Origin of the sequence: Actinocatenispora sera, from assembly GCF_018324685.1 — a bacterium.
Classification (GTDB): domain Bacteria; phylum Actinomycetota; class Actinomycetes; order Mycobacteriales; family Micromonosporaceae; genus Actinocatenispora; species Actinocatenispora sera.
The window spans coordinates 339,214-360,619 of the sequence record NZ_AP023354.1 but is presented as its reverse complement, the minus strand read 5'-3'; the positions used below and the strand labels follow the sequence as shown (position 1 = coordinate 360,619).

20 protein-coding genes, 1 tRNA gene and 1 riboswitch are annotated in these 21,406 nt (G+C 74.5%); of the genes, 13 read left to right on the top strand and 8 right to left on the bottom strand.

Going from position 1 to position 21,406, the window contains the following annotated elements; translation table 11 throughout:
* Positions 1–17: 17 nt before the first annotated feature.
* Positions 18–764, bottom strand: a complete 747-nt coding sequence (locus Asera_RS01650) for a glycerophosphodiester phosphodiesterase (protein WP_030449896.1) — start codon at positions 762–764, stop codon at positions 18–20.
* Between the two features lie 132 nt (positions 765–896).
* Between Asera_RS01650 and Asera_RS01645 the strand changes: the two genes are divergently transcribed.
* The 4 genes from Asera_RS01645 (at position 897) to Asera_RS01630 (ending at position 5,747) form a co-directional block, all read left to right on the top strand.
* Positions 897–2,024 (top strand): polyprenyl synthetase family protein, encoded by a 1,128-nt coding sequence (locus Asera_RS01645; protein WP_051803102.1) that lies wholly within the window; start codon positions 897–899, stop codon positions 2,022–2,024.
* Between the two features lie 127 nt (positions 2,025–2,151).
* On the top strand, positions 2,152–3,639 hold the full coding sequence (crtI, locus tag Asera_RS01640) for a phytoene desaturase family protein (RefSeq protein WP_030449894.1): 1,488 nt from the start codon (positions 2,152–2,154) through the stop codon (positions 3,637–3,639).
* Positions 3,636–4,970: a lycopene cyclase family protein gene (locus Asera_RS01635; protein ID WP_035298867.1), complete on the top strand. Its 1,335-nt coding sequence runs from the start codon at positions 3,636–3,638 to the stop codon at positions 4,968–4,970. Before crtI ends, Asera_RS01635 begins: the two co-directional genes overlap by 4 nt.
* Before the next feature lie 63 nt (positions 4,971–5,033).
* Complete coding sequence (locus Asera_RS01630; protein WP_030449892.1) at positions 5,034–5,747, top strand: Pr6Pr family membrane protein; 714 nt, start codon at positions 5,034–5,036, stop codon at positions 5,745–5,747.
* 78 nt (positions 5,748–5,825) lie between these two features.
* Here Asera_RS01630 and Asera_RS01625 read toward each other — a convergent pair whose 3' ends face one another.
* Positions 5,826–6,362 carry a mycothiol transferase gene (locus tag Asera_RS01625; protein ID WP_030449891.1) on the bottom strand — a complete coding sequence of 179 codons (537 nt, stop codon included), beginning with the start codon at positions 6,360–6,362 and terminating at the stop codon, positions 5,826–5,828.
* A gap of 163 nt (positions 6,363–6,525) precedes the next feature.
* On the opposite strand from Asera_RS01625, the gene Asera_RS01620 reads away from it, so the two are divergent.
* Positions 6,526–7,395 (top strand): alpha/beta fold hydrolase, encoded by an 870-nt coding sequence (locus Asera_RS01620; protein ID WP_030449890.1) that lies wholly within the window; start codon positions 6,526–6,528, stop codon positions 7,393–7,395.
* 116 nt (positions 7,396–7,511) lie between these two features.
* On the opposite strand, the gene Asera_RS01615 is transcribed toward Asera_RS01620, so the two are convergent.
* Both Asera_RS01615 and Asera_RS01610 read right to left on the bottom strand, forming a co-directional pair.
* Positions 7,512–7,584: transfer RNA gene (locus tag Asera_RS01615), tRNA-Arg, on the bottom strand.
* Between the two features lie 273 nt (positions 7,585–7,857).
* On the bottom strand, positions 7,858–8,844 hold the full coding sequence (locus Asera_RS01610; protein WP_157035228.1) for an NlpC/P60 family protein: 987 nt from the start codon (positions 8,842–8,844) through the stop codon (positions 7,858–7,860).
* A 12-nt stretch (positions 8,845–8,856) separates the two neighbouring features.
* Positions 8,857–8,990: riboswitch (cyclic di-AMP (ydaO/yuaA leader) on the bottom strand.
* Positions 8,991–9,224: 234 nt separating this feature from the next.
* On the opposite strand from Asera_RS01610, the gene Asera_RS01605 reads away from it, so the two are divergent.
* The 3 genes from Asera_RS01605 to Asera_RS01595 are packed head-to-tail and all read left to right on the top strand — an operon-like array spanning position 9,225 to position 12,084.
* Positions 9,225–9,512, top strand: a complete 288-nt coding sequence (locus Asera_RS01605) for a metal-sensitive transcriptional regulator (RefSeq protein ID WP_030449888.1) — start codon at positions 9,225–9,227, stop codon at positions 9,510–9,512.
* Positions 9,513–9,539: 27 nt separating this feature from the next.
* Complete coding sequence (locus Asera_RS01600) at positions 9,540–9,743, top strand: heavy-metal-associated domain-containing protein (protein ID WP_030449887.1); 204 nt, start codon at positions 9,540–9,542, stop codon at positions 9,741–9,743.
* Between the two features lie 37 nt (positions 9,744–9,780).
* Positions 9,781–12,084 (top strand): heavy metal translocating P-type ATPase, encoded by a 2,304-nt coding sequence (locus Asera_RS01595; protein WP_030449886.1) that lies wholly within the window; start codon positions 9,781–9,783, stop codon positions 12,082–12,084.
* On the opposite strand, the gene Asera_RS01590 is transcribed toward Asera_RS01595, so the two are convergent.
* Positions 12,041–13,174, bottom strand: coding sequence for a class I SAM-dependent methyltransferase (locus Asera_RS01590; RefSeq protein ID WP_030449885.1), 1,134 nt, complete (start codon positions 13,172–13,174; stop codon positions 12,041–12,043). The two genes, Asera_RS01595 and Asera_RS01590, sit on opposite strands and share 44 nt — an antisense overlap.
* A 135-nt stretch (positions 13,175–13,309) precedes the next feature.
* Here Asera_RS01590 and Asera_RS01585 point away from each other — a divergent pair, with 135 nt between their 5' ends.
* Positions 13,310–13,894 (top strand): GNAT family N-acetyltransferase, encoded by a 585-nt coding sequence (locus Asera_RS01585; protein ID WP_084132918.1) that lies wholly within the window; start codon positions 13,310–13,312, stop codon positions 13,892–13,894.
* Positions 13,895–14,282: 388 nt separating this feature from the next.
* Here Asera_RS01585 and Asera_RS01580 read toward each other — a convergent pair whose 3' ends face one another.
* Both Asera_RS01580 and Asera_RS01575 read right to left on the bottom strand, forming a co-directional pair.
* Positions 14,283–15,674 (bottom strand): alkaline phosphatase family protein, encoded by a 1,392-nt coding sequence (locus tag Asera_RS01580; RefSeq protein ID WP_030449883.1) that lies wholly within the window; start codon positions 15,672–15,674, stop codon positions 14,283–14,285.
* A gap of 121 nt (positions 15,675–15,795) precedes the next feature.
* The gene (locus Asera_RS01575; RefSeq protein WP_030449882.1) at positions 15,796–16,335 is read right to left on the bottom strand and encodes a CGNR zinc finger domain-containing protein; all 540 of its coding nucleotides are present in this window, start codon (positions 16,333–16,335) and stop codon (positions 15,796–15,798) included.
* 109 nt (positions 16,336–16,444) lie between these two features.
* Here Asera_RS01575 and Asera_RS01570 point away from each other — a divergent pair, with 109 nt between their 5' ends.
* The 3 genes from Asera_RS01570 (at position 16,445) to Asera_RS01560 (ending at position 19,550) form a co-directional block, all read left to right on the top strand.
* A complete protein-coding gene (locus Asera_RS01570; RefSeq protein ID WP_051803100.1) occupies positions 16,445–16,999 on the top strand; it encodes a hypothetical protein in 555 nt (184 codons plus the stop codon).
* 84 nt (positions 17,000–17,083) lie between these two features.
* Positions 17,084–17,773 (top strand): ABC transporter ATP-binding protein, encoded by a 690-nt coding sequence (locus Asera_RS01565; RefSeq protein ID WP_030449880.1) that lies wholly within the window; start codon positions 17,084–17,086, stop codon positions 17,771–17,773.
* Complete coding sequence (locus Asera_RS01560; RefSeq protein WP_051803099.1) at positions 17,760–19,550, top strand: DUF6297 family protein; 1,791 nt, start codon at positions 17,760–17,762, stop codon at positions 19,548–19,550. Before Asera_RS01565 ends, Asera_RS01560 begins: the two co-directional genes overlap by 14 nt.
* Before the next feature lie 217 nt (positions 19,551–19,767).
* Here the strand turns inward: Asera_RS01560 and Asera_RS01555 are convergent, their stop codons facing one another.
* A complete protein-coding gene (locus Asera_RS01555; protein ID WP_030449878.1) occupies positions 19,768–20,475 on the bottom strand; it encodes a DsbA family oxidoreductase in 708 nt (235 codons plus the stop codon).
* A 261-nt stretch (positions 20,476–20,736) separates the two neighbouring features.
* Here Asera_RS01555 and Asera_RS01550 point away from each other — a divergent pair, with 261 nt between their 5' ends.
* The gene (locus tag Asera_RS01550) at positions 20,737–21,201 is read left to right on the top strand and encodes a universal stress protein (RefSeq protein ID WP_030449877.1); all 465 of its coding nucleotides are present in this window, start codon (positions 20,737–20,739) and stop codon (positions 21,199–21,201) included.
* The last annotated feature ends 205 nt before the right edge of the window (positions 21,202–21,406 follow it).

Genomic DNA, 21,406 nt, shown 5'->3' with positions numbered 1-21,406 from the left:
GGACGCGGAACGGGCGGTCAGCGCAGCGCGGCCTGCACGCCGGGGATGTCGTTCACGCACAGCGCGTCCACGCCGGCCTTGGCCAGCGCCGGCGCGCGGTCGGCGGACGGGCACCAGGTCAGTACCTCCAGGCCCGCGCGGTGCGCGACCTCGACCGCGTAGGCGTGGTCGTACTGGATGGCCGGGTCCGGTTGCAGCGGGCTCGGGCCGAACGAGTCGGTGTGCAGCCCGACGATGCTCGCGCCGAGGCCGGCCGCCGCGGCGATCGCCGGCCCGAGCGGGTACGCCAGCCAGTGCACCAGGCAGGTCGGCAGCCCCGGTACCGCCTCCTTCAGCTCGACCAGCAGCGCCGGGTCGAACGCGGTGGCGAACAGCCGGCGGCGGGACAGCTCGGCCGCGAGTACCGGGGCGAGCAGCGCCGCGGTGCGCCGGTCCGGCGCGGCGATCGCGTCCTCGATCGGCGTCTTCACGTCGATGTCGAGGCCGACCTCGGTGGGCAGCTCGGCGAGCACGTCGGCGAACCGCAGCACGCCCTTGGCGGCCAGTTCGGCGGCGGTCTGCTCCAGCACGAACACCCCGTCCGGGGTGGCCGGATTGTGGTAGACCATCAGCTCGTCGTCCGCGCAGCGCTGCACGTCCAGTTCCAGCCAGTCGGTGAGCTCGATCGCGGCCCGGTACGAGGCCATGGTGTTCTCGGTCAGTCCGTCGACGATGCCCTTGCCCAGGCCGCGGTGACCGAGCACGGTCGGGGTGGAGTCGAACATGCGCGCATCCTTCTACCGAGTCGGGCCACCCGGGCGCCGGTCCGGCCCGGCGGGCCGGGTCGCGGGGTGGCGAGGCCGACCCCTACCCAACCAGGCGCGGGGCGTGGGCGTACGGCTGGGTAGGCTCGAGTCGTGGCTGCGCACCCCGGCGCCCGCAGCGGCGCCACCCGATCCCGTGCCGCCGGCCCCGGGGCTACCGGAGCCAGCGCCGCCGGGATCGCCGCGCGGGTAGACGCGGTGCTGGACGAGTTCGTCACCGCCGAGATCGCCACCCTTCGATCGCTGTCACCCGAGGTGGCGGCCGCCGCGGCGCCGCTGCGCGAGCTGATCCTCGGCGGCGGCAAGCGCCTTCGGCCGGCGTTCGGCTACTGGGGGTACCGCGGGGTTGCCACCGGCGCCGACGAGGCGGTGCTGCGGGCGGTGAGCGCGCTGGAGCTGCTGCACGCGTTCGCGCTGATCCACGACGACGTGATGGACGCCGCGGCAACCCGGCGGGGGGCGCCGACGCTGCACCGCCAGTTCGGCGAACGGCACGTGGCGGCCGGCTGGCGCGGCGACCCGGCGAGGTTCGGTGACTCGGTGGCGGTGCTGCTCGGCGACCTGTGCACGGTCTGGGCCGATCGGCTGATCGGTACCTCCGGGGTGCCGGCGGCGGTGCTGCTGGGCGCGCGGCGCGAGTACGACGAGATGCGCATCGAGGCGGTCGCCGGGCAGTATCTGGACGTTCTGCACGGCGCGGATGGCGCGCCCGGGGTCGGCACCGCGGTACAGGTGGCCCGGTTCAAGTCCGCGTCGTACACGGTGCAGCGGCCGCTGCAGTTCGGCGCCGCGCTGTCCGGTGCGGTGCCGCCGGACGTGGTCGCCGCGTACGACCGGTTCGGCGGTGCGGTGGGCGAGGCGTTCCAGCTGCGCGACGACCTGCTCGGGGTGTACGGCGAGAGCGCGGTGACCGGCAAGCCGGTCGGCGCCGACCTGCGGCAGGGCAAGCCGACGGTGCTCGCCGAGCTGGCCTTCTCGCTCGCCGCGCCGGCCCAGCACCGGAGGCTGGACCGGGTGTACGGCGACCCGGACGCCTCCGATGCGGCGATCGCCGATGCGGCCGCCGCGATCACCGAATCCGGTGCGCGGGCCGAGGCGGAGACGATGATCTCCGCCCGGGTGTCGGCCGGGCTGGCCGCGCTCGCGGCCGCGCCGATCGACCCGGTGGCCCGGGACCGGCTGAGCGCGCTCGCGCTCGCGTGCGTCCAGCGCCTCGCATGAACGCCACCCGCCGTCCTGCGAGCCGGTCGCCGCGGACGGTGCCGGCCGAGCCCAGCCGTTGTGGTCCCGGTGCCTCCCGCTGCGGTGCCGGGCCGGCAGGCCTCGCACCGCGCCGCCGGGGTGGCCCGTGAAGACCGTACCGGGGCGGGTCGACCGGGTGGTGGTCGTCGGGGCCGGGCTCGGCGGTCTCGCCGCGGCGATCCGGCTGGCCGGCGCGGGCCGCGCGGTGACCCTGCTGGAGCGCGACGAGAGGCCTGGCGGCCGGGCAGGACTGTTGCGCCGCAACGGTTTCCGGTTCGACGCCGGGCCGACGGTGCTGACCGTACCGCAGCTGATCGGCGACACGCTCGCCGCGGTCGGCGAGGAGCTGGCCGACTGGTTGACGCTGACCCGGCTGGATCCGGCCTACCGCGCGCACTTTCCGGACGGCTCCACGTTGGACGTGCGGACCGACACCGCCGCGATGGCCGGCGAGATCGCCGCGCTGTGCGGTCCCCGGGAGGCCGACGGGTACCTGCGCTTCGTCGACTACGCGCGGCACCTGTACCGGATCGAGTGGCACGACTTCATCGACCGCAACTTCGACCGGCCGACCGAGCTGCTGACGCCGAACCTGGTCCGGCTCGCCGCCGCGGGCGGCTTCCGCAGCCTGGACGCGAAGATCGGCCAGTTCTTCCGCGACCCGCGTACCCGCCGGATCTTCTCGTTCCAGTCGCTGTACGCCGGGGTCGCGCCGCACCGGGCGCTCGCGCTCTACGCGGTCATCTCGTACCTGGACACGATCGCCGGGGTGTACTTCCCGCGCGGCGGAATCGCCGCGGTCGCGCAGGCGATGGCCGACGTGGCCGCCAAGCACGGCGTGGACATCCGGTACGGCACCGAGGTGACCGGGATCGAGCGGCGCGGCGACCGGGCCACCGGGGTCACGACGGCGGGCGGGCAGCGGTTCGCCGCCGACGCCGTGGTGCTCAACCCGGACCTGCCGGTGGCGTACCGGGACCTGCTCGGCCGCCGGCCGCGCCGGTTGCGGTACTCGCCGTCCTGCGTGCTGCTGCACCTCGGCGCGAGCGCGTCGTATCGCGGGATCGCGCACCACAACGTCCACTTCGGACGGTCGTGGCGGCCGGTGTTCGACGACGTGATCGACCGCGGGGTGCCGATGCGCGACCCGTCGCTGCTGATCACCAACCCGAGCCGGACCGACCCGTCGCTCGCGCCGCCCGGGCACCACACGTACTACCTCCTCGCGCCCACCCCGAACCTGGCCCACCGGCGACCGATCGACTGGGCGGAGTTCGGCCCGCGGTACGCCGAGGAGCTGCTGTCCACGGCGGAGTCGAGAGGGTACGTCGGGCTGTCCGCCGCGGTGACCGAGCGGGTGCTGGTGACCCCGGCGGACTGGGCCGCGGCGGGGATGGCTGCCGGTACCCCGTTCGCGGCGGCGCACACGTTCGGCCAGACCGGGCCGCTGCGGCCGGGCAACCGGGCGCCCGGACTGTCCAATGTGGTCTTCGTCGGCTCCGGCACCCAGCCCGGCGTCGGGGTGCCGATGGTACTGGTCTCCGGCCGGCTCGCCGCCGAGCGCATCACCGGCCCGGTACCGTCCCGGCCATGACCAGCGGGCACGGCACCGACGTCGACGTCGCGCTGGTCGGCGGCGGCGGAGCGGCGCACTGCCTGCTGCACGCGCTCGCCGCGGCCGGCGTCCGGGTGTCGGTGGCGGTGCTGGATCCGGTGTCGCACACCGGGAACGATCGCACCTGGTGCTTCTGGGACGGCGGTACCAGCCCGGTCGAGCCGGCGGTGCGCCGGCGGTGGTCGAGGCTGCGGGTGGTCGGCCCGGACGGCGGTGCGCGCGAGCTGGCGCCGGTCTCGTACGCGATGGTCCGCTCGGCGGACTTCTACCGGGAGGTGCGGCAGCGGTGTGCGCCGCCCGCGGCGGGCGCTGCCGGAGCGGCCGGCCCGGCCGTGCGCTGGATGCCGGCCTCGGTCCGCGCGATCCGGCCGGCGCGCGCGGATCCGCCGGCCGGGCCGGGCGAGGGCGGGAACCGGCCGGGCGAGACCGTTGCGCCGGCTCCGCCGGGCCAGCTGGCGCCGCCGGGCCAGCCGGGCCAGCCGGCTCCGTCGGGCCAGCCCGTCGGCCTGGTCGGGCAGGACGGGCCGGACACCGGCGGGGTGGTCCTGGACACCGACGCCGGCCAGGTGACCGCGCGCTGGGTGTTCGACTCGCGTCCGCGACCACCGGACCGGCCGGGCACCACGACGCTGCTGCAGCACTTCCGCGGTCGCTGGCTGTCCGGCGCCGGGCTCGACCCGGCCGCGGCCACGCTGATGGACTTCACCGTGCCGCAGCCGGAGTCCGGGCTCGCGTTCGGCTACGTGCTGCCGGTCGACCGGCACGAGGCGCTGGTGGAGTACACGGTGTTCTCCCGGTCCCGGCTCGCGCCCGCGGACTACGATGCGGCGCTGGACCGGCTGTGCGACCGGCTCGGCGTCGCCGGCGCGATCGTGGAGTCCATCGAGGACGGCGTCATCCCGATGACCGACGGCCGGTTCGCCCGCCGGGTCGCACCGCACGTGTACCGGCTGGGTACCGCCGGTGGCGCGACCCGGCCGGCCACCGGCTACACGTTCGCCACCATGCTGCGGCAGGCGCGGGTGGTCGCGGCCCGGCTCGCCGCCGGGGCCGACCCGGTGCCGCCGCGCCCGTACCCGGCGCGGCACCTGCGGTACGACGCGATCCTGCTGCGGGCGATCGACCGCGGCCTGGTGGACGGCCCGCGACTGTTCACCGAGTTGCTGACCCGACACCCACCGGACCGGATCCTCGGCTTCCTGGACGGCACGTCCACCCGGCGGGACGAGGCGAGAATCCTCGCCGGTACGCCGATCCCGGGGATGGTTCGGGCCACCGCGGGCTGGCTCGCCGCGACCGCCCGGCGCTGACCACCCAACCGCAGCGGTGTCGGACCGGTACGGACGGGCGCGCGGCCGGTAGCGTCAGGCGCCATGGACACCGAGCGTGCGCTCCACCGGGTCGGGCGCGCCTGGCACGGCGTACTCGCCGTACTGATCGGCGCCGCGCTCGTCGCGCAGGTCGTCCTCGTCTGCACCGGCGGGGACGGTGACCCCGGCGTGTCGGTCGCGGCCCGGCTGGTCCGCACGTTCAGCTTCTTCACCATCCAGAGCAACATCCTGGTGCTCGCCGACTGCGCCGTCCGGGCGGTACGGCCGGCCGCCGACGGGAGGCTGCGCCGGGTGCTGCGGCTCGACGCGCTGCTCGGCATCACCGTCACCGGCCTGGTGTTCGCGCTGGTCCTGGCCGGTGACAGCCATCCGACCGGGCTGGCCTGGTGGCTCAACCTGATGTTCCACTACGCGGCGCCGCCGATCGCGGTGGTCGGCTGGTTGCTGTTCGGCCCGCGCCGGCGGATCGACCTCGCCTCGCTCGGCTGCGCGCTGGTCTGGCCGCTGCTGTGGATCGGCTACACCCTCGCGCACGGCGCGGCGAGCGGCTGGTACCCGTACCCGTTCCTGAACGTCACGGACCTCGGCTACGCCGCGACGGTGCGCAACCTGGCGTTCGTGGTACTGCTCGGCCTCGTGCTGCTCGGTGCCTTCGCCGGCCTCGACCGGCTGCTCGCCCGCAGCCGGTGGACCGGCGGCGCCGCCGCCGTGCCCCCCGGCCCCGTCGTACCGGAGCCGCGGGCCGCCCGCGACTGACGCCCTCGCCCGTCGTGCCGAGACCGCGGGTCGCGGGTGACCGACGTACCCGCGCGTCTGGGGCCGCCCGCGACCGAATCACTCGCCCGTGGTGCCGTCGATCGTCTCGCGCAGCAGGTCGGCGTGGCCGACGTGGCGCGCGTACTCCTCCACCAGGTGCAGCAGTACGAACCGGACGCTCGCCGGCCCGAACTCGTCGTTGTCGACGAGCCGATCGAGGTCGGCCTCGCCGAGGCGCCGGTGGACCGCGCGTGACTCGGCACAGGCGGCGAGATAGTCCGCGTACACCTCGCTCGCCGGCGTCGGGTCCGCCTCGTCGTACCATTGCTCACCCTGCGCGGTCCGGTACATCCGGTACGGGTGGAACGCCGGCGTCGTGCCGCCGATCCGAACCCCGAACCAGTACCGCTCCGCGCCCTGCAGGTGGCGCAGCAGCCCGAGCAGGCTCAGCTCCGAGCGCAGCGGTCGCCGCCGCAGCTCGGCGTCGGTCAGCCCGCTGCACTTCCACACCAGCGTCGCCCGGTGGAAGTCCAGCATCCCACCGAGCACCGTCAGCCACGACCCGGCCAGTACCGGCTCGGGCCGCGGCGCCGCGCCGATCACCACCTCGTCCACACCGTCTCCCGTCGAAAGGGGTCGGCGCCGCCCCGTGCCGGCACCGACCGTCGCCAGTACCGACGGCGCCGCCGCGCGGGAATCATCGGTCCGCGACGAACCGGATGTGGCCGGGCTGCGCCGGCGCCGATGAGTTCTTTCCGGCGCCGCCGTCGGTACCGGTATGACGACGACACGCGTAGTGCCCACCGATGGCGCCGAGATCACCTACGACGTGCACGGACCGCTGCCGACCGCCGACGGCACGCCGCCGCTGGTGATGATCGGCCAACCGATGGACGCCTCCGGGTTCACCGCGCTGGTGGCGCAGTTCCCGGACCGCACCGTGATCACCTACGACCCGCGCGGCCTCGGCCGCAGCACCCGCTCGGACGGGCGGGTCGACCAGACCCCGCAGACCCAGGCGGCGGACGTGCACGCGCTGATCGGGGCGCTCGACGCCGGCCCGGTCGAGCTGTTCGCCAGCAGCGGCGGCGCGGTGACCGCGCTGGCGCTGGTCGCCGCGTACCCGAACGACGTGGCCACGCTGGTCGCGCACGAACCGCCGATGCTCCCGGTGCTGCCCGACGCCGCCGCGGCGGTCCGCGCGCGGGACGGCTTCCTCGCCGCGTACCAGGCGAAGGGGTGGGGTGCCGGGATGGCCGCGTTCGTCGCGATGACCTCGTGGCGGGGTGAGTTCACCGACGAGTACTTCGCCCAGCCGGCACCGGACCCGGCCGCGTACGGGATGCCCACCGAGGACGACGGCAACCGCGACGACCCGCTGCTGTCCGACCGTGCGCTGGCGATCACCGACTACCGGCCGGACGTCGCGGCGCTGACCGCGGCGCCGACCCGGGTGATCATCGCCGTCGGCGAGGAGTCCGCCGGCACCTTCACCGCCCGTACCGCGACGGCGACCGCCGCGCTGCTCGGCCAGGAGGCGACGGTCTTCCCGAGCCATCACGGCGGATTCGTCGGCGGGGAGCACGGCTACGCCGGCCAGCCCGAGGCCTTCGCCCGCCGACTCCGCGAGGTCCTCGCCACCAAGTGACCGCCTGGACACGTCTCGCCCGGCTCGGGAGTGACGGGCGCCGCGCGGCCGGTCGGGTTCCTGACCCCGCCGGGTGCCGCACCGCTGCGCTGGGCGCACCGGGCGATGTCGTGTTGTGCCCCCGGCAGGATTCGAACCTGCGACACCCGCTTTAGGAGAGCGGTGCTCTATCCCCTGAGCTACGAGGGCAGCGGCCGGCGTTGTGGCTGCTGAACCGGCCATCCGTGGGGTCCTGGGGCGATCCGGGGCTCCCGGCTGTCGCCGCGTGCCCCTGCCATGCCCCGCGGGCCCGCATCGAGCTTACCGGTCCGGTACGGGCGGGTCACAGCGAGATCCTGGCTGGCGGTCCTCGCCGTCGCCGGGCCAGTGGCCACGGCGCGGCACAGACCGCGACGCCGGTGCCGGAGACGGGGGAGGCTCCGGTACCGGCGTCGCGTGGGGGTGGGGGTAAGGCTTGTCTGCTCAGCCGACCCGGCCGTAGCCGTCCGGCGGCATCATGTCGACGCTGGCCTTCTGCACCGGCTCGCCGTAGGTCGGTGCGTGGATCACCTGACCGCCGCCGATGTAGATCGCGACGTGCTCGTTCCCGCTGTAGAACACCAGGTCACCGGCCTGCAGCTGGTCCCGGCTGATCCGGTGCGTCTGGCTGTACTGGGTGTACGAGCTGTGCGCGAGCGAGTACCCGGCGGCGTTCCAGGCCATCATGGTCAGGCCGGAGCAGTCGAACGCGTCGGGCCCCGCGGAACCCATGTTGTACGGCTTGCCGAGCTGCGCCCACGCGTAGTCGACCGCCTTGCCGGCGCTGCCGGGCAGGTTCGGCGCCGGGCCGTAGTCGACGTTGGTGTCGTAGTTCGTGGGCGACCCGTACGCCTGGGTGCGCAGGTCGCGCAGCTTCTGCACGTCCTTGTCGAGCGACTTCTTCTGGTCGGCGAGCTTCTGCTTCGCCTGCGTCTGCTTGCCGATCGCGGTGTCCAGCGCCGCCTTCTGCTTGTCCAGCGCGGCCTTCGCCTTGCTGAACTCGGCGATCTGCTTGCTCTGGTTGCGCGCCAGCTGGTCGAGCAGCGAGAGCGAGTCGAGCAGGGTACTGGCGGAGCCGTCGGAGAGGATGGCGTTGACCGCTCCGGGCTTGCCCCCGCGGTACGCGGCGGCGGCCATCTTGCCGACCGCCTGCTCCGCCGCGTCGACCTTCTTCTGCAGCGGCTTGAGCTTCTTGTTGACCGCCTTTTCCTTCTTCTTGCTGGAGGTCAACTGGTCCTGGACCTTGTCGTACTCCTGGACGGCCTTGTCGAACTGCTTGGACTTGGCGTCGATCTGCTTGGTCAGCTCGGCCTCGGACGGTGTCGCGTGCGCCGGGGTACCGAGCAGCAACAGGGCCATCGCGGTGAGCGCGGCCAGCAGCAGCAGGCCGAAGGCCCGCAGCGGTCGCGCCATGACAGCGGAGGTGGGCACCGGCAGCCGGCTCCTTCTTCCTCGCACCGCCTACCGGGTTAGCTGACGGGTTCGGGCGGGGAAGAAGTGCGCCCTACCACGACCCGGAGGTCGTGGACTCACCCCAGGGAGTGGGTCCCCGGCTCGCCGGCCAGCGCCAGGGGAGGCGGCTCGCGCGGCAACTCGGCGGTGTCGCCCGGTGCCGCCCACGGGCAGGCGGCAGACATCCGGTCAGACGGGGAGTCACATTAGGAGTAACCGTCAGTCGATCGCAAGTCGCCCCCGGCGTGCCACTCACATTGTTTCGGGAATTGATCCGTTCGCATCCAGGTCGCTCCGCTCCGTGGTTGGATACGGTAGGGGGGTATGGTACTGTGAGGCCGAACGGGGGAGGTGGCCACATGGCGGGTTACTGGTACAGCGACGACAAGACGGCACTGTTGGCTCGGTTGCGGCGGATCGAGGGGCAGATCCGTGGCCTGGAGCGGATGGTCGAGCAGGACACGTACTGCATCGACGTCCTCACCCAGATCTCGGCCGCGACCCGCGCTCTGCAGGGTGTCGCGCTCGGCCTGCTCGACGGTCACCTGTCACATTGCGTGGCCGAGGCCACAGCAAAAGGTGGCGAAGAGGCAGAAGAGAAGGTCAAGGAGGCCACCGCGGCAATCGCCCGGTTGGTCCGATCCTGACGCACGTTCACCGTTGTGGAGGCAACCATGGCAACTCAGACATACACCGTCACCGGGATGACCTGCGGCCACTGCGCCAGCGCCGTGAGCACCGAGCTTCGCGGGCTGCCCGGCGTGGAGGCGGTTCGGGTCGACGTGGCGAGCGGCCGGGTCGAGGTCGACGCGAACCAGCCGCTGGCCACCGACGCGGTGGCCGCCGCGGTCGACGAGGCCGGCTACCAGCTGGCCTGAGCGCGGCCGGCGCCACCGCACCGATCGGGGAGGGTAGATGTCTACTGTGGACAGTAACGGTCCCGCAGTCGAGCTGCGGATCGGCGGCATGACCTGCGCGTCCTGCGCGGCCCGGGTCGAGCGCAAGCTGAACAAGCTGCCCGGCGTGGCCGCGACCGTCAACTTCGCCACCGAGACCGCCCGGGTGCACTACCCGGCCGGTACCACGGTGCAGGATCTGATCGGCACCGTCGAAGCGACCGGCTACACCGCGCAGCCGCCGGAACCGCCGGCGCCGGCGGCCGACGAACCGGTCGCCGACGAGCGGGACGCGGCCGAACACTCGCTGCGTACCAGGCTGCTCGGCTCGGCCGTGCTCACGCTGCCGGTGCTGCTGCTCGCGATGGTGCCGCCGCTGCAGTTCAACCACTGGCAGTGGCTCGCGCTGACGCTCACCTCACCGGTCGTGGTGTGGGGCGCCGGGCCGTTCCATCGCGCGGCCCTGACCAACCTGCGGCACGGCGCTGCCACCATGGACACGCTGGTCTCGCTGGGCGCGACCGTGTCGTACCTGTGGAGCCTGTGGGCGCTGTTCCTCGGCGGCGCGGGCGGCGAGAACATGCGGATGAGCCTGCACCTGTTCGCCGGCTCCGACACCGGACCCCAGCTGTACCTGGAGGTCGGCGCCGCGCTGACCACCTTCCTGCTGGCCGGCCGGTACTTCGAGGCGCGGGCCAAGCGGCGGGCCGGGTCCGCGTTGCGGGCGCTGCTCTCCCTGGGTGCCAAGGACGTCACCGTGCTGGCCGCCGACGGCCGGGAACGAACCGTCCCCATCGGACAGTTGTCGGTCGGCGACCGGTTCGTGGTCCGGCCGGGGGAGAAGATCGCCACCGACGGCGTCGTCGAGTCCGGTACCAGTGCGGTGGATGCGTCGATGCTGACCGGCGAGTCGGTACCGGTCGAGGTCGGACCCGGCGACGAGGTCGTCGGTGCGACGGTGAACGCGGGCGGGCGCCTCGTCGTCACCGCCCGCCGGGTCGGCGCCGACACCCAGCTGGCGCAGCTCGGCCGGCTGGTCGCGGACGCGCAGAACGGCAAGGCGCAGGTACAGCGGCTGGCGGACCGGATCTCCGCGGTGTTCGTGCCGGCGGTGCTGGTGATCGCGCTCGGCACGCTGGTGGCGTGGCTCGCCACCGGGCGGCCGGCCGCGGCGGCGGTCACCGCAGCGGTGGCGGTACTGATCGTGGCCTGCCCCTGCGCGCTCGGGCTGGCGACACCGACGGCGCTGCTGGTCGGTACCGGGCGCGGTGCTCAGCTCGGCATCCTGATCAAGGGGCCGGAGGTGCTGGAGTCGACCCGGCGGATCGACACCGTGGTGCTGGACAAGACCGGTACGGTCACCACCGGCCGGATGACGCACACCGACACGATCGCCGCCGCTGGCGAGTCGCCGGCCGAGATCCTGCGGTACGCGGGGGCGGTCGAGCACGCCAGCGAACACCCGATCGCCCGCGCCGTGGCGAGCGCCGCGGCCGCAGCGGGGCCGCTGCCCGAGGTGGCCGACTTCGCCGCCGTGGCCGGGTTCGGTGCGCTGGCCACCGTGGACGGCCGGCGGGTCGTGGTGGGCCGGCCGGAGTTGCTGACCCGGGAGGGCCTGACGGTTCCGGCAGAGCTCACCGCGGCGATCACGACCGCGGGCGCGCACGGTGCCACCGCGGTACTGGCCGGCTGGGACAGCGCCGCCCGCGGCGTGCTGGTCGTCTCCGACACCGTCGCCGACGGTGCCGCCGAGGCGGTCGCCGCGCTGCGCGGGCTGGGGCTGCGGCCGGTGTTGCTGACCGGCGACCACGAGGCCGCCGCCCGCACGGTCGCCGCCGCGGTGGGCATCGACGAGGTGCACGCCGGCGTACTGCCGGCCGGGAAGGCCGACGTGGTCGCCGAACTGCAGCGGTCCGGCCGGGTGGTGGCGATGGTCGGCGACGGCATCAACGACGCCGCCGCGCTCGCCACCGCCGATCTCGGCATCGCGATGGGTACCGGTACCGACGTGGCGATCGAGGCGAGCGACCTGACCCTGGTCGCCGGGGACCTGCGCGCCGCAGCGGACGCGATCCGGCTGTCCCGGCGCACCCTGCGCACCATCCAGGGCAACCTGTTCTGGGCGTTCGGGTACAACGTGGCGGCAATCCCGCTGGCCGCGCTGGGCCTGGTCACCCCGGTACTGGCGGCCGCGGCGATGGCGTTCTCCAGCGTGTTCGTGGTGTCGAACTCGCTGCGCCTGTTCCGGTTCCGCGCCGCCGACCGGCCGGGCCTGGCGGTCAGGACAGCAGATCGGCGAGCTGCCGCCCCAGCGCGGGGCTGACCCGCCAGGTGTCCGACAGGGTCTGATAGCCGGTACGCGCGGCGGCGGTGTCCACGCCGCCGCGCGTGCCGCGCAGCAGCACGTTGCGCGGAGTGTGCGCGGAGTCGACGAACTCCACCACCTCCACCGACCAGCCCAGCGCGCGCAGCAGCTCGGCGCGCATCGCGTCGGTCAGCACGTCGGCGAACCGTTCCCGCAGGATCGCGCTGCGCAGCAACGGATCGGTGCGGTCGCGCAGCTGGCCGGACAGCTCGTGATGGCAGCACGGCGCGGCCAGCACGTACGGCGCCTGCCAGCGCACCGCCCGCGCCAGCGCGTCGTCGGTGGCGGTGTCGCAGGCGTGCAGGGCGAGCACGACATCGGCCCCGTCGACCGGTGCGGCGGCGATCGTGCCGGCGACGAACGACACGCGATCCGCCCAACCGAGCCGATCCGCCAGCGCGGTGTTCCGGTCTCGCTGGTCGGCCCGGATGTCCACTCCGGTCAGTTGCACGTGCGCACCGCGCCGGTCGGTCAGGTAGCGGTACGCGGCGAAGCTCAGGTAGGCGTTGCCGCAGCCCAGATCCACCACCCGGAGCGGCTCGGGCAGCTGCGCCGGCAGGGTCGCGTCCAGCGCCCGCAGGAACGCGTCGACCTGGCGGCGCTTGGCCGCGTTGCCGCCGATCACGCCGTACAGCTCGTCATCCGGCGGCAGCAGGTAGCTCTTCGCGCGGTCGTGCTCGGTGTCGGCCGGCGTGCCGGCCCCGGCCGACCGGTGCACCTGCGCCTCGCCCCGCTTGGTGACCCGCAGCTGCACGGTGGCATCGGTGCCCGTGACGTGCCAGTTCCCGTACGGCCGGGCGAGCAGCTCGGCCACCGCCGCCTCGGCGTCGGCACCCCAGGCCACGTTGCGGGTGCGCGGGCGGGCGGCGTCCTGCTCGACGATCTGCAGCCGGGGGCCGGCCCCGATCCGCACCGGCCGCAGCTCGACCCGCGGCACCTCCGGCGTCACGCCCCGGCGGCGGCCGGCGGCGACCGCCCGTACCAACCGGTCGGAGTCGGTCAGCAGGGTACGAAGGTCGGCGAGCGCGGCGGCAAGTGGTTCAGGCACGCGCCCCAGCCTACGTCGGCACCCGCGGCCGGCTCGCGCACGAGGTGAAGCGGCCGGACAGCGCTTTCGCGTGACTCCACACCCTGATCGACGCGGTCGGGGCCGGGGGTTGGCGGGGTCTGTCAGGATGTCGCCATGGCTGTACGGCTCGTTCCGCCCTCCGAGACCCTGACCGCACCGGGACTGCTGCTGCGGCGGTGGCGTTCCGGCGATGTGCGCGCGATAGTGCGGGCCGTGCAGGCCTCGATGCCGGAGCTGTCCCGCTGGATGCCCTGGGCGGTCGAGGGGTACGGCGCCACCGAGGCGCGGGCCTTCCTCGACCAGGGGCGGCAGCAGTGGGACGAGAGCCAGGCGTTCAACTACGCGATCGTGCGGGGCGGCGACGTGGTCGGCGGCGCCAGCCTGATGGCGCGGGTCGGGCCGGGCGCACTGGAGGTCGGTTACTGGGTCGACTCCCGGCACACCGGCCGCGGGGTGGCCCGCCGCGCCGCCGCCGCGCTCGCCGCCGCCGGCCTCGCCGTCCCGGGCATCGACCTGATCGAGATCCACCACGAGCCGGCGAACGCGGCGAGCGCGGCGGTACCGCGGGCGCTGGGGTTCGAGCGAGTCGACGACATCGTGAACGAGGACGGCCGGCCGACCGGCGTCTGGCAGCTGCACGCCGGCCGTCTGGCCGACAGCCGCATCCCCGATCTGCTCGACCAGCGCCGCTACCGCTGACCGGAGGAGCCGACCGCCGGCGGCCACACGCGCCGTAACGGCGCTGACGGCCCGTGCCCGGACCGTGCCGGTGGAGGCGGGCGCGTCGACGGGTGGTGGCCATGTCGAGCGGCGGTGGCCATGTCGAGCGGCGGTGGCCATGTCGAGCGGCGGTGGCCATGTCGAGCGGCGGTGGCCATGTCGAGCGGCGGTGGCCATGTCGAGCGGCGGTGGCCATGTCGAGCGGCGGTGGCCATGTCGAGCGGCGGTGGCCATGTCGAGCGGCGGTGGCCATGTCGAGCGGCGGTGGCCATGTCGAGCGGCGGTGGCCATGTCGAGCGGCGGTGGCCATGTCGAGCCAGGCGATCGCGTCGGGCGGGGGCCCGGCGCGGGCCCCCGCCCGGGTGGGTCAGCGGTCCGGCACTATCTCGTCCACATAGGACACCCCGGCGACGCGGTTGACGGTGGCGCGGGCGCCGGGCAGCGCCAGCCGGGTCGTCGTCGCCGCCGGCGCCGGCCCGCCCGGGCGGGCCTCGGTCAGTACCCGGCCGTCGAAGTCGGCGTCGATGCCGAGCCCGGCGGCGATCGTCGGCAGCACGTCGATCAGCCCGGCCGGCGCGGTCAGATCGACGTCGGACCGGTAGTCCGGCCCGGTCACCTGTAGCACGCTGTGCACGTCCCGCCGGTACCCGCTGCCGTGGCAGCCGTGCCAGTCGGGCGCGTCGGTGGTCGGACCGGCCTGCGCCGAGTACCAGCCGGGCGCGTAGCCGACGAACAGCTGTGGCGAGCGCGGCCCGACCGCACCGATCAGCGACAGCGGCACGGTGTCCGGCAGCCCGTCCGCGCCGAACAGCACCCCGGTCCACGGTTGCCGGCGCAGCCAGGCCACCAGCCGTTCGGCCACCGGGTCGGCCGGGTCGTCCAGCCAGATCGCGGACGTACCGTCGTCGCAGCAGGAGATGCCGCGACCGAACCCGGCCGCGGCCAGTTCCTCGGCCAGATTGACCCGGCCGGTCATCGGCGAGCTGCCGTGGTCGGAAGCCACCCACAGGTTCGTGTCGTCGGCGTGGCCCAGCGCCTCGAGCGCGTCGACCAGCCGCCCGAGCGCGGCGTCCGCGGTGGCCAGCGCGGCCAGCGACTGCGCCGAACCGGGCCCGTGCCGGTGCTGGCTCGCGTCCGGCTCGGTCAGCCACAGCACCGCGACGTCCGGCTGGTGCGCCTCGATCAGGTACGCCAGCGCGTCCACCGCGTACCGCAGCTGGTCGGCGCGGTCGTCGGCCGGCGCGCCGAACCGGGCGTGCAGCTCGCCTGCCGCCCAGGCCGGTTCAGCGAGCGGGTCGGCGTCCCGGGTGTTGACCCGGATGCCCGGCCCGCCGCCGTGCGCGGTGGGGTCGAGCAGCAGGGAGACCCCGGCGCTGCCGGTGTTGACCACGACCGTTCGGCGGCCGGCCGCGGCGAGCAGCTCGCCCACGGTCGGCGCGAGCAGGATCGACCCGCACGCCTTCCGTACCGCGAGCAGGTCGTGCCGGTCGGAGGTCCACACGGCGCGATCCAGCCCCAGCTCCCGGACCCGGATGCTGTTGCCGACCAGCCCGTGCCGCCCCGGCCGTACGCCGGTGGCGAGGGTCGCCGCGTTGACCCGGGTCACCGACGGCAGCTGCGCGCGTGCGGCGGTGAACCGGCTGCTGCGGTCGCGTACCGAGCACAGCCAGGGACACCGTTCCGGGGTGATCGCCGCGGGCGCGAGCCCGTCGAACACCACGATCACGTCCAGCGCCGCCCGGCGCACCGCATCCAGCACGGCGCCCGATCGTACTGGCCCCGACCGCCGTGCACGGCCCCTTCACGGCCCCGGCCGTGGCCGGCAACCCCTCCGGCAACCGTGCGGCGTCGCCCCGGCGGGCGGGTGGCCGCGGGGTCGGTCAGGCGGGCGCGGTGCGTTGGCGGTAGCTGCGGGTCTTGTTCCGGTTGCCGCAGACCCGCATCGAGCACCAGCGGCGGGACGAGTTGCGGGACGCGTCGTAGTAGACCCACCGGCAGTCGTCCGCCGGGCAGATCTTCATCCGCCGCCAGCTGCCGTCGTGCGCGGCCAGCAGTACCGCGGCGAGCACCTCGCCCAGCACGGCCGGCACCCCGGTACCGGTCGGGCTGGCTACCGCCGCGCCGTCCGGGGTGAACCGCACCGCGAGCGGCAGCCGTACCGCGAGGGCGTCGAGCGCGTCGCGGTCCCGGGACTCGGCCTGCGCCGGTGGACCGTGGTGGGTGGCGGTCTCGGCACGCAGCTCGGTACGCAGCCGGCGGGCCAGGTCGAGGTCTGCCTCATCGGCCGGCGCAGGGCGGTGGTGGTCGCTCAGCCAGCGCCGGAACGTGGGTAGATCGCGCAGGTCGTCCCGGCCGCCCTCCACGTCGACGGAGTTCAGGAACGACTCGACGAACTCCAATGGTGCCGGCACGTCCGCCATCCGGTACCACCTCCGGACACCACTGTACGAGCTTGACCGGTCACTGCCGAGCCGCTAGCCTCGGCGAAAACACCGCCGTTGGCGATTAGCTGGTGTCGGGGGAGCGGTGATGAACCACGTACGGTTCCGGGCGCTGACGCCGGCAACGCTGCCGGACCTGGTCACGCTGTTCGAGCCGGACCGGGAGTGCGCGGGCTGCTGGTGCCAGTTCTTCGTCCTGCCCGGCCGCGACTTCAGCGCCGGCTGGGGCGCGGTGAACCGGGCCCGGCTGGCCGAGCAGGTCGAGGCCGAGACCGAGCCGCTCGGCCTGCTCGCCTACCGGGGTGACCGTCCGGTCGGTTGGTGCGCCACCGGCCCGCGCAGCCGGTACCGGCGCCTTGCCCGGTCACCGGTGCTGCGGGCGGTGCCCGACGTGGGCGCGCTGCTCGTACCGTGCTTCTTCGTCGCCGCCGCCGACCGCGGCACCGGCGTGGTCGACGCACTGCTGGACGAGGTGATCACGCGCGCCGGCGGCCGCCCGGTGGAGGGCATCCCGCGCGCCGGCGGCGACCGGCTGCGGGCCGCGGACGCGTACCTCGGGACCGAACGGCTGTTCGCCCGGCACGGCTTCACCGTCCTCGGCCGGCCGCTGCCGACCCGCGTCGTGGTGCGCCGCGACCCCTGACCGCGCCGTGGCGCGATCGCGAAACAGCACACTCGTCGCGGCCGGGGCGCTCGGGGGCGGGCGGGCCCCGTAGCATCGGCAGGCGTGGCCACACCTGCCCTGCTGGAGCTGTCCGGCGTCAGCCGCACGTACGGCGAGCGCGAGGCACTCGCCCCCATCGACCTGAAGCTGCATGCCCGGCGTTGCGTCGTCCTGCTCGGCGCGAACGGTTCCGGCAAGAGCACGCTGCTGCGCATCGCCTGCGGCCGGGACACCCCGACCAGCGGTACCGTCCGGCTCGGCGGCTCGGCGCTGACCGAGGAGGATGTCCGGGTTCGTACCCAGATCGGGGTGGTTGGCGACCAGGTCGGCTACTACCCGGACCTGACCGTCGCCGAGCACCTGCACCTGGTCGCGGTGGCGCACGGCGCCGGCGACGAGGCGGACGAGCTGGTCGCCGGCGCGCTCGTCGACTGCCGGCTGGACGAGCATGCCGACGCGCTGCCCGGCTCGCTGTCGTCCGGGCAGACCCAGGCGCTGCTACTCGCCTCGGTGCTGGTCCGGCCGCGCCGGCTGCTCGTGCTGGACGAGCCGGAGCAGCGGCTCGACCCGGCCGCCCGGGACTGGCTCGCCGGCGTGCTCGCCGCCGAGAAACAGGCCGGGACGGCACTGCTGATCGCCACCCACCACACCGACCTCGCCGCCGCGGTCGCCGACCGGGTGGTCGTGCTGCGCGAGGGCGAGGTCGTGGCGGACGGCAAACCGGACAGGGTGCTTGCCGGTGACATCGCCTGAGCCCGAGATCCCGGAGCTGGTCACGCCGCGACCGGAGCCGGTCGACGACCTGCCCGCCGGTACCGTCCGGGCCCGCACCCGCGGCACCCTCGCGGCGCTGCGCCACCTGCGCGCCGAACACCGCCGGGAGGCCGCCGGCAACGCCGCCTTCGCCGCGTACGCGGTGGTCATCGGCCTGCTGGTGTACGGCGGGGCGCTGCTGCCGTGGCTGCGCCGCCTCTCCAGCGGCCAGCAGCACGCCACCGACGCCACGCAACTCGCCGCCGCCGCGCCACCGGCCCTGGTCGCCCTGGTACTGCTGGGCATGCTCGCGGTCGCCCGGGACGCGCTGTGGCGCGGCCCGGTGACGCTGAACGTCCCGGCCGCGAGCTGGCTGCTGCCGATGCCGATCGACCGCGGCAAGCTGTTGCGGCCCCGGCTGCGCAACCAGCTGATCCTCGGTGTCGTGCTCGGCGCGGTGTTCGGTGGCGCGATCGCGATCACGCTGGTCACCGGTGGCCTCGCCAGCACCGCGTTCTGGCCGCTGCTGGGCGCCGGCGCCGGCTCGTTCGCCGCGGCCGGGCTGCTGGCGGTCGGCCTCGGCGCGCTGATCGAGCGGTACCGCACCGCCGACCGGATCACCCGGATCCTGTCTCCGATCGCCGTACTGGTCACGATCGCGCTGGCGGTGCAGAGCGCGCTCGGCTGGTACGGCCACACCGCCACCGCGCTGGTGCGGGCCGAGACCTGGTCCGGCCCGTGGGGCTGGGCGGTCCAGCCGCTGCTCGCGGTCACCGCCGGACCGCAGTCCGCCGGTACCGGCGGCGCGACCGGTGCCGCGATCGGCGCGGCGAGCACGCCCGCCCACCCGGGCACCCTGGACGTACCGGGCTGGCCGGTCGCGCTGCTGCTGCTGATCGCGTTGGCGCTGATGGCGACGGTGTACGCGACGCTGATCGCGGCCGGCATGCCGGCCCGGACGATCCGCCGCCGGGCCCGCTCGGTCGCCGGCTTCACCGTCGGCCTGACCACCATGAACCCGCGGGCCGCCGCCCTGGAGGTCCGCGAGGCGCGCGGTCGTCCGGCCCGCATGTTGCGGCTTCCCCGGCCACACCGCGCCGAGCTGATCATCCCCTGGCGGGACGCCACGGCGCTGATCCGAGAGCCGTCCCGGCTGGCCTGGGCGGTCCTGCTGACCGGCGTCGGCTTCCTGCTGATGGCGCTGTCGCTGGGCTCGAGCAACCTGTACCTGTCGCTCGCGCTGCTGGCCGCCGGCCTGGTGGCCGGCTACCTCGCCGCCGCGCAGCTGACCGAGCCGGCCCGGCTCGACGCCGACGACCCGCGCCGCGCCGGTGGCCTGCCGTACTCGTTCGACCACCTGGCCACCCGGCACGCGGTGGTACCGCTGGTCATCGCCGGCGTGCTCGCCGAGATCGGTGCCGTGGTCGCGGTGGTGCTGACCGGCTCGGTAGTCGCCCTGCTGGTACCGGTCGTGTCCGTGCCGGCGCTGGTCGCCGCGGCGCTGGTCTCGGCGTACCGCGGTCCGGTGCCGGCGGCCGCGATGAACGGGCCGGACACCCCGGCCGGCAACATCGGCATGGTCACCGTCGCCGGCTGGTACGCCGCGGGCCCGCTGGTCGCGATCGTGCTGTTGCTGCCGCCGATGCACCTCATCCTCGGCCGCCCGACCGGCTCGTCGGCGATCGAGTACGTGCTGTGGGGCCTGCTGGTGGCCGCGATCCTGCTCTGGTGGTCCGTGCGCCGAGCCAAGGCCCGCGCCGCCGACACCCACCCGTAGCGCCCCGCCCGCCCCCCCACCCCGCCCCGCCCACCGCGCCCCGCCCCGGCCCGGCGAGTTGAGTTGATCAAGGGATCCGGGCACGTCTGCCTGGGTCGATGTGCCGCGATCCCTTGATCAACCGCATGATCCCTTGATCAACCGCGTGATCCCTTGATCAACTCGCGCGGGCGCCGGCGCCCGCGCGAGCGCGCCGGCGCGGGGCGTGGCGGTCGGCTCAGCGGGTCGCGGCGGTGACGATCTCGTCGTACACGGTCGGGTCGTACGAGAGGATCACCGGGAAGCCGGTCTCCGGCTCGGCGCCGGTCCACCGCACCTCGACGCCCGGGTTGTGCCACTCCGAGCCGTCCGGCAGGAACACGTGCGGGCTGCCGTGTACCGCCCGGTCCTTCGCGTTGCGCCACTGCGTCATGGCCTCGGCCCGGCCGGCGCCCAGTGCCATCGCCTTCTTCAACGCCTCCGCGTTGACCCGCTCGCACTCGGCCGCGACCGCGAGGATCTCGGTGAACAGCGCGATGCACCGGCTCTGCCCGAACATCGCGTACCGCAGCGCGGCGTCCAGTTCGTCGCTCGCTGCGAGGCCGCCGACGTCCGGCCGCTTCGCCGCCTGTACCGCCTCCATCGGCAGCAGCGTCGACACCGGCCACTCGTCCGCCCGGCCCTGCCACTGCTGCCAGCCGAGCGTCTCGTCCAGCCCGCCGATCACCGGCACCTCGGCGTCCAGCCGGCGCTTCGGCGTGGGCGTACCGCGCAGCAACTCCAGCGGGTAGGCGCGCAGATCGATCCGTACCCGCTTGAGGCCGAGGCGGTGCCGGGCACGACGCAGCCCGTGCAGTGCCAGCCCGGCCCACGGGCAGCCGATGTCGGAATAGACGGTCAACACCCCTGGCTCGGGGCTGAACTCGGGTTCCTTCGGTCGTGGCACCTGTCCTCCTGGGCACGGGGCAGCACGGGCCGGGCGGCGGGCCCGGTCGTCGCGATACGCCGGCCGGAACCGCACTGGTCACCGCACAGCATGACCCAGCCCCGGGTACCGGATGCACCCCGCCCGGCACGACGGTGACGTCGAGCGGACCGTTGCCGCTGATCGCGCCCCATCCGTGATCGAGGCGGTGTGACCTGGAGCACTATTTGAGGCACAATCGAGGCGGCAGGCGTGCACCGCAACCCGGATCGGAGGTGCCCGATGGAGCGGATCCCACCGTTCATCGTGGTCGGTATCGACGGCGAGGAGTCGTCGATCGCCGCGCTGCGCTGGGCGGTCCCCGAGGCGTGGGCACACCGCGCCCGCGTCCTTGCGGTCCATGCCTACAGCGAGCCGGTCGTCGGCGACGCGACGATGATGCCGCCGGACACGTTCGCGCACGCCGAGGAGGTGCAGCGCTGCGCGCTGGAGTGGCGCGACACCGCACTCGCCGCGCTGCCGGAGTACCCGGAGGCCGAGGTCGAGGTGCAGGTCCGGCTCGGGCCGGCCGGCCCGGTGCTGACCGAGGCCGCCTGCGGCGCGCTGCTGCTGGTCGTCGGTAGCCACGGGCGCCATCCGCTGCATCGCCTGGTGTACGGCTCGGTCAGCCACTACTGCGTCGGCCACGCGCCGTGTCCGGTGGTCGCCGTCCCGTTCCACCGCGCCCGCGTCGACGCCGTCCGCTGAACCCACGCCGAGCGGATCGTCGGGTGGCGCACACTCCCCGTCGCCCGTCGCCCGTCGCCCGTCGCTCACCGCCCGTCGCTCACCGCTCACCGCTCGCTGGTCTCCGCCGGTCGATCCCGGGTCGCCGGTCACCGGACCCCGCGAGGCGCCGCCGATCGACCGGTGGCGTCGGAGTCATGCCGGCCGGCGTTTGTTGGGGGTCATG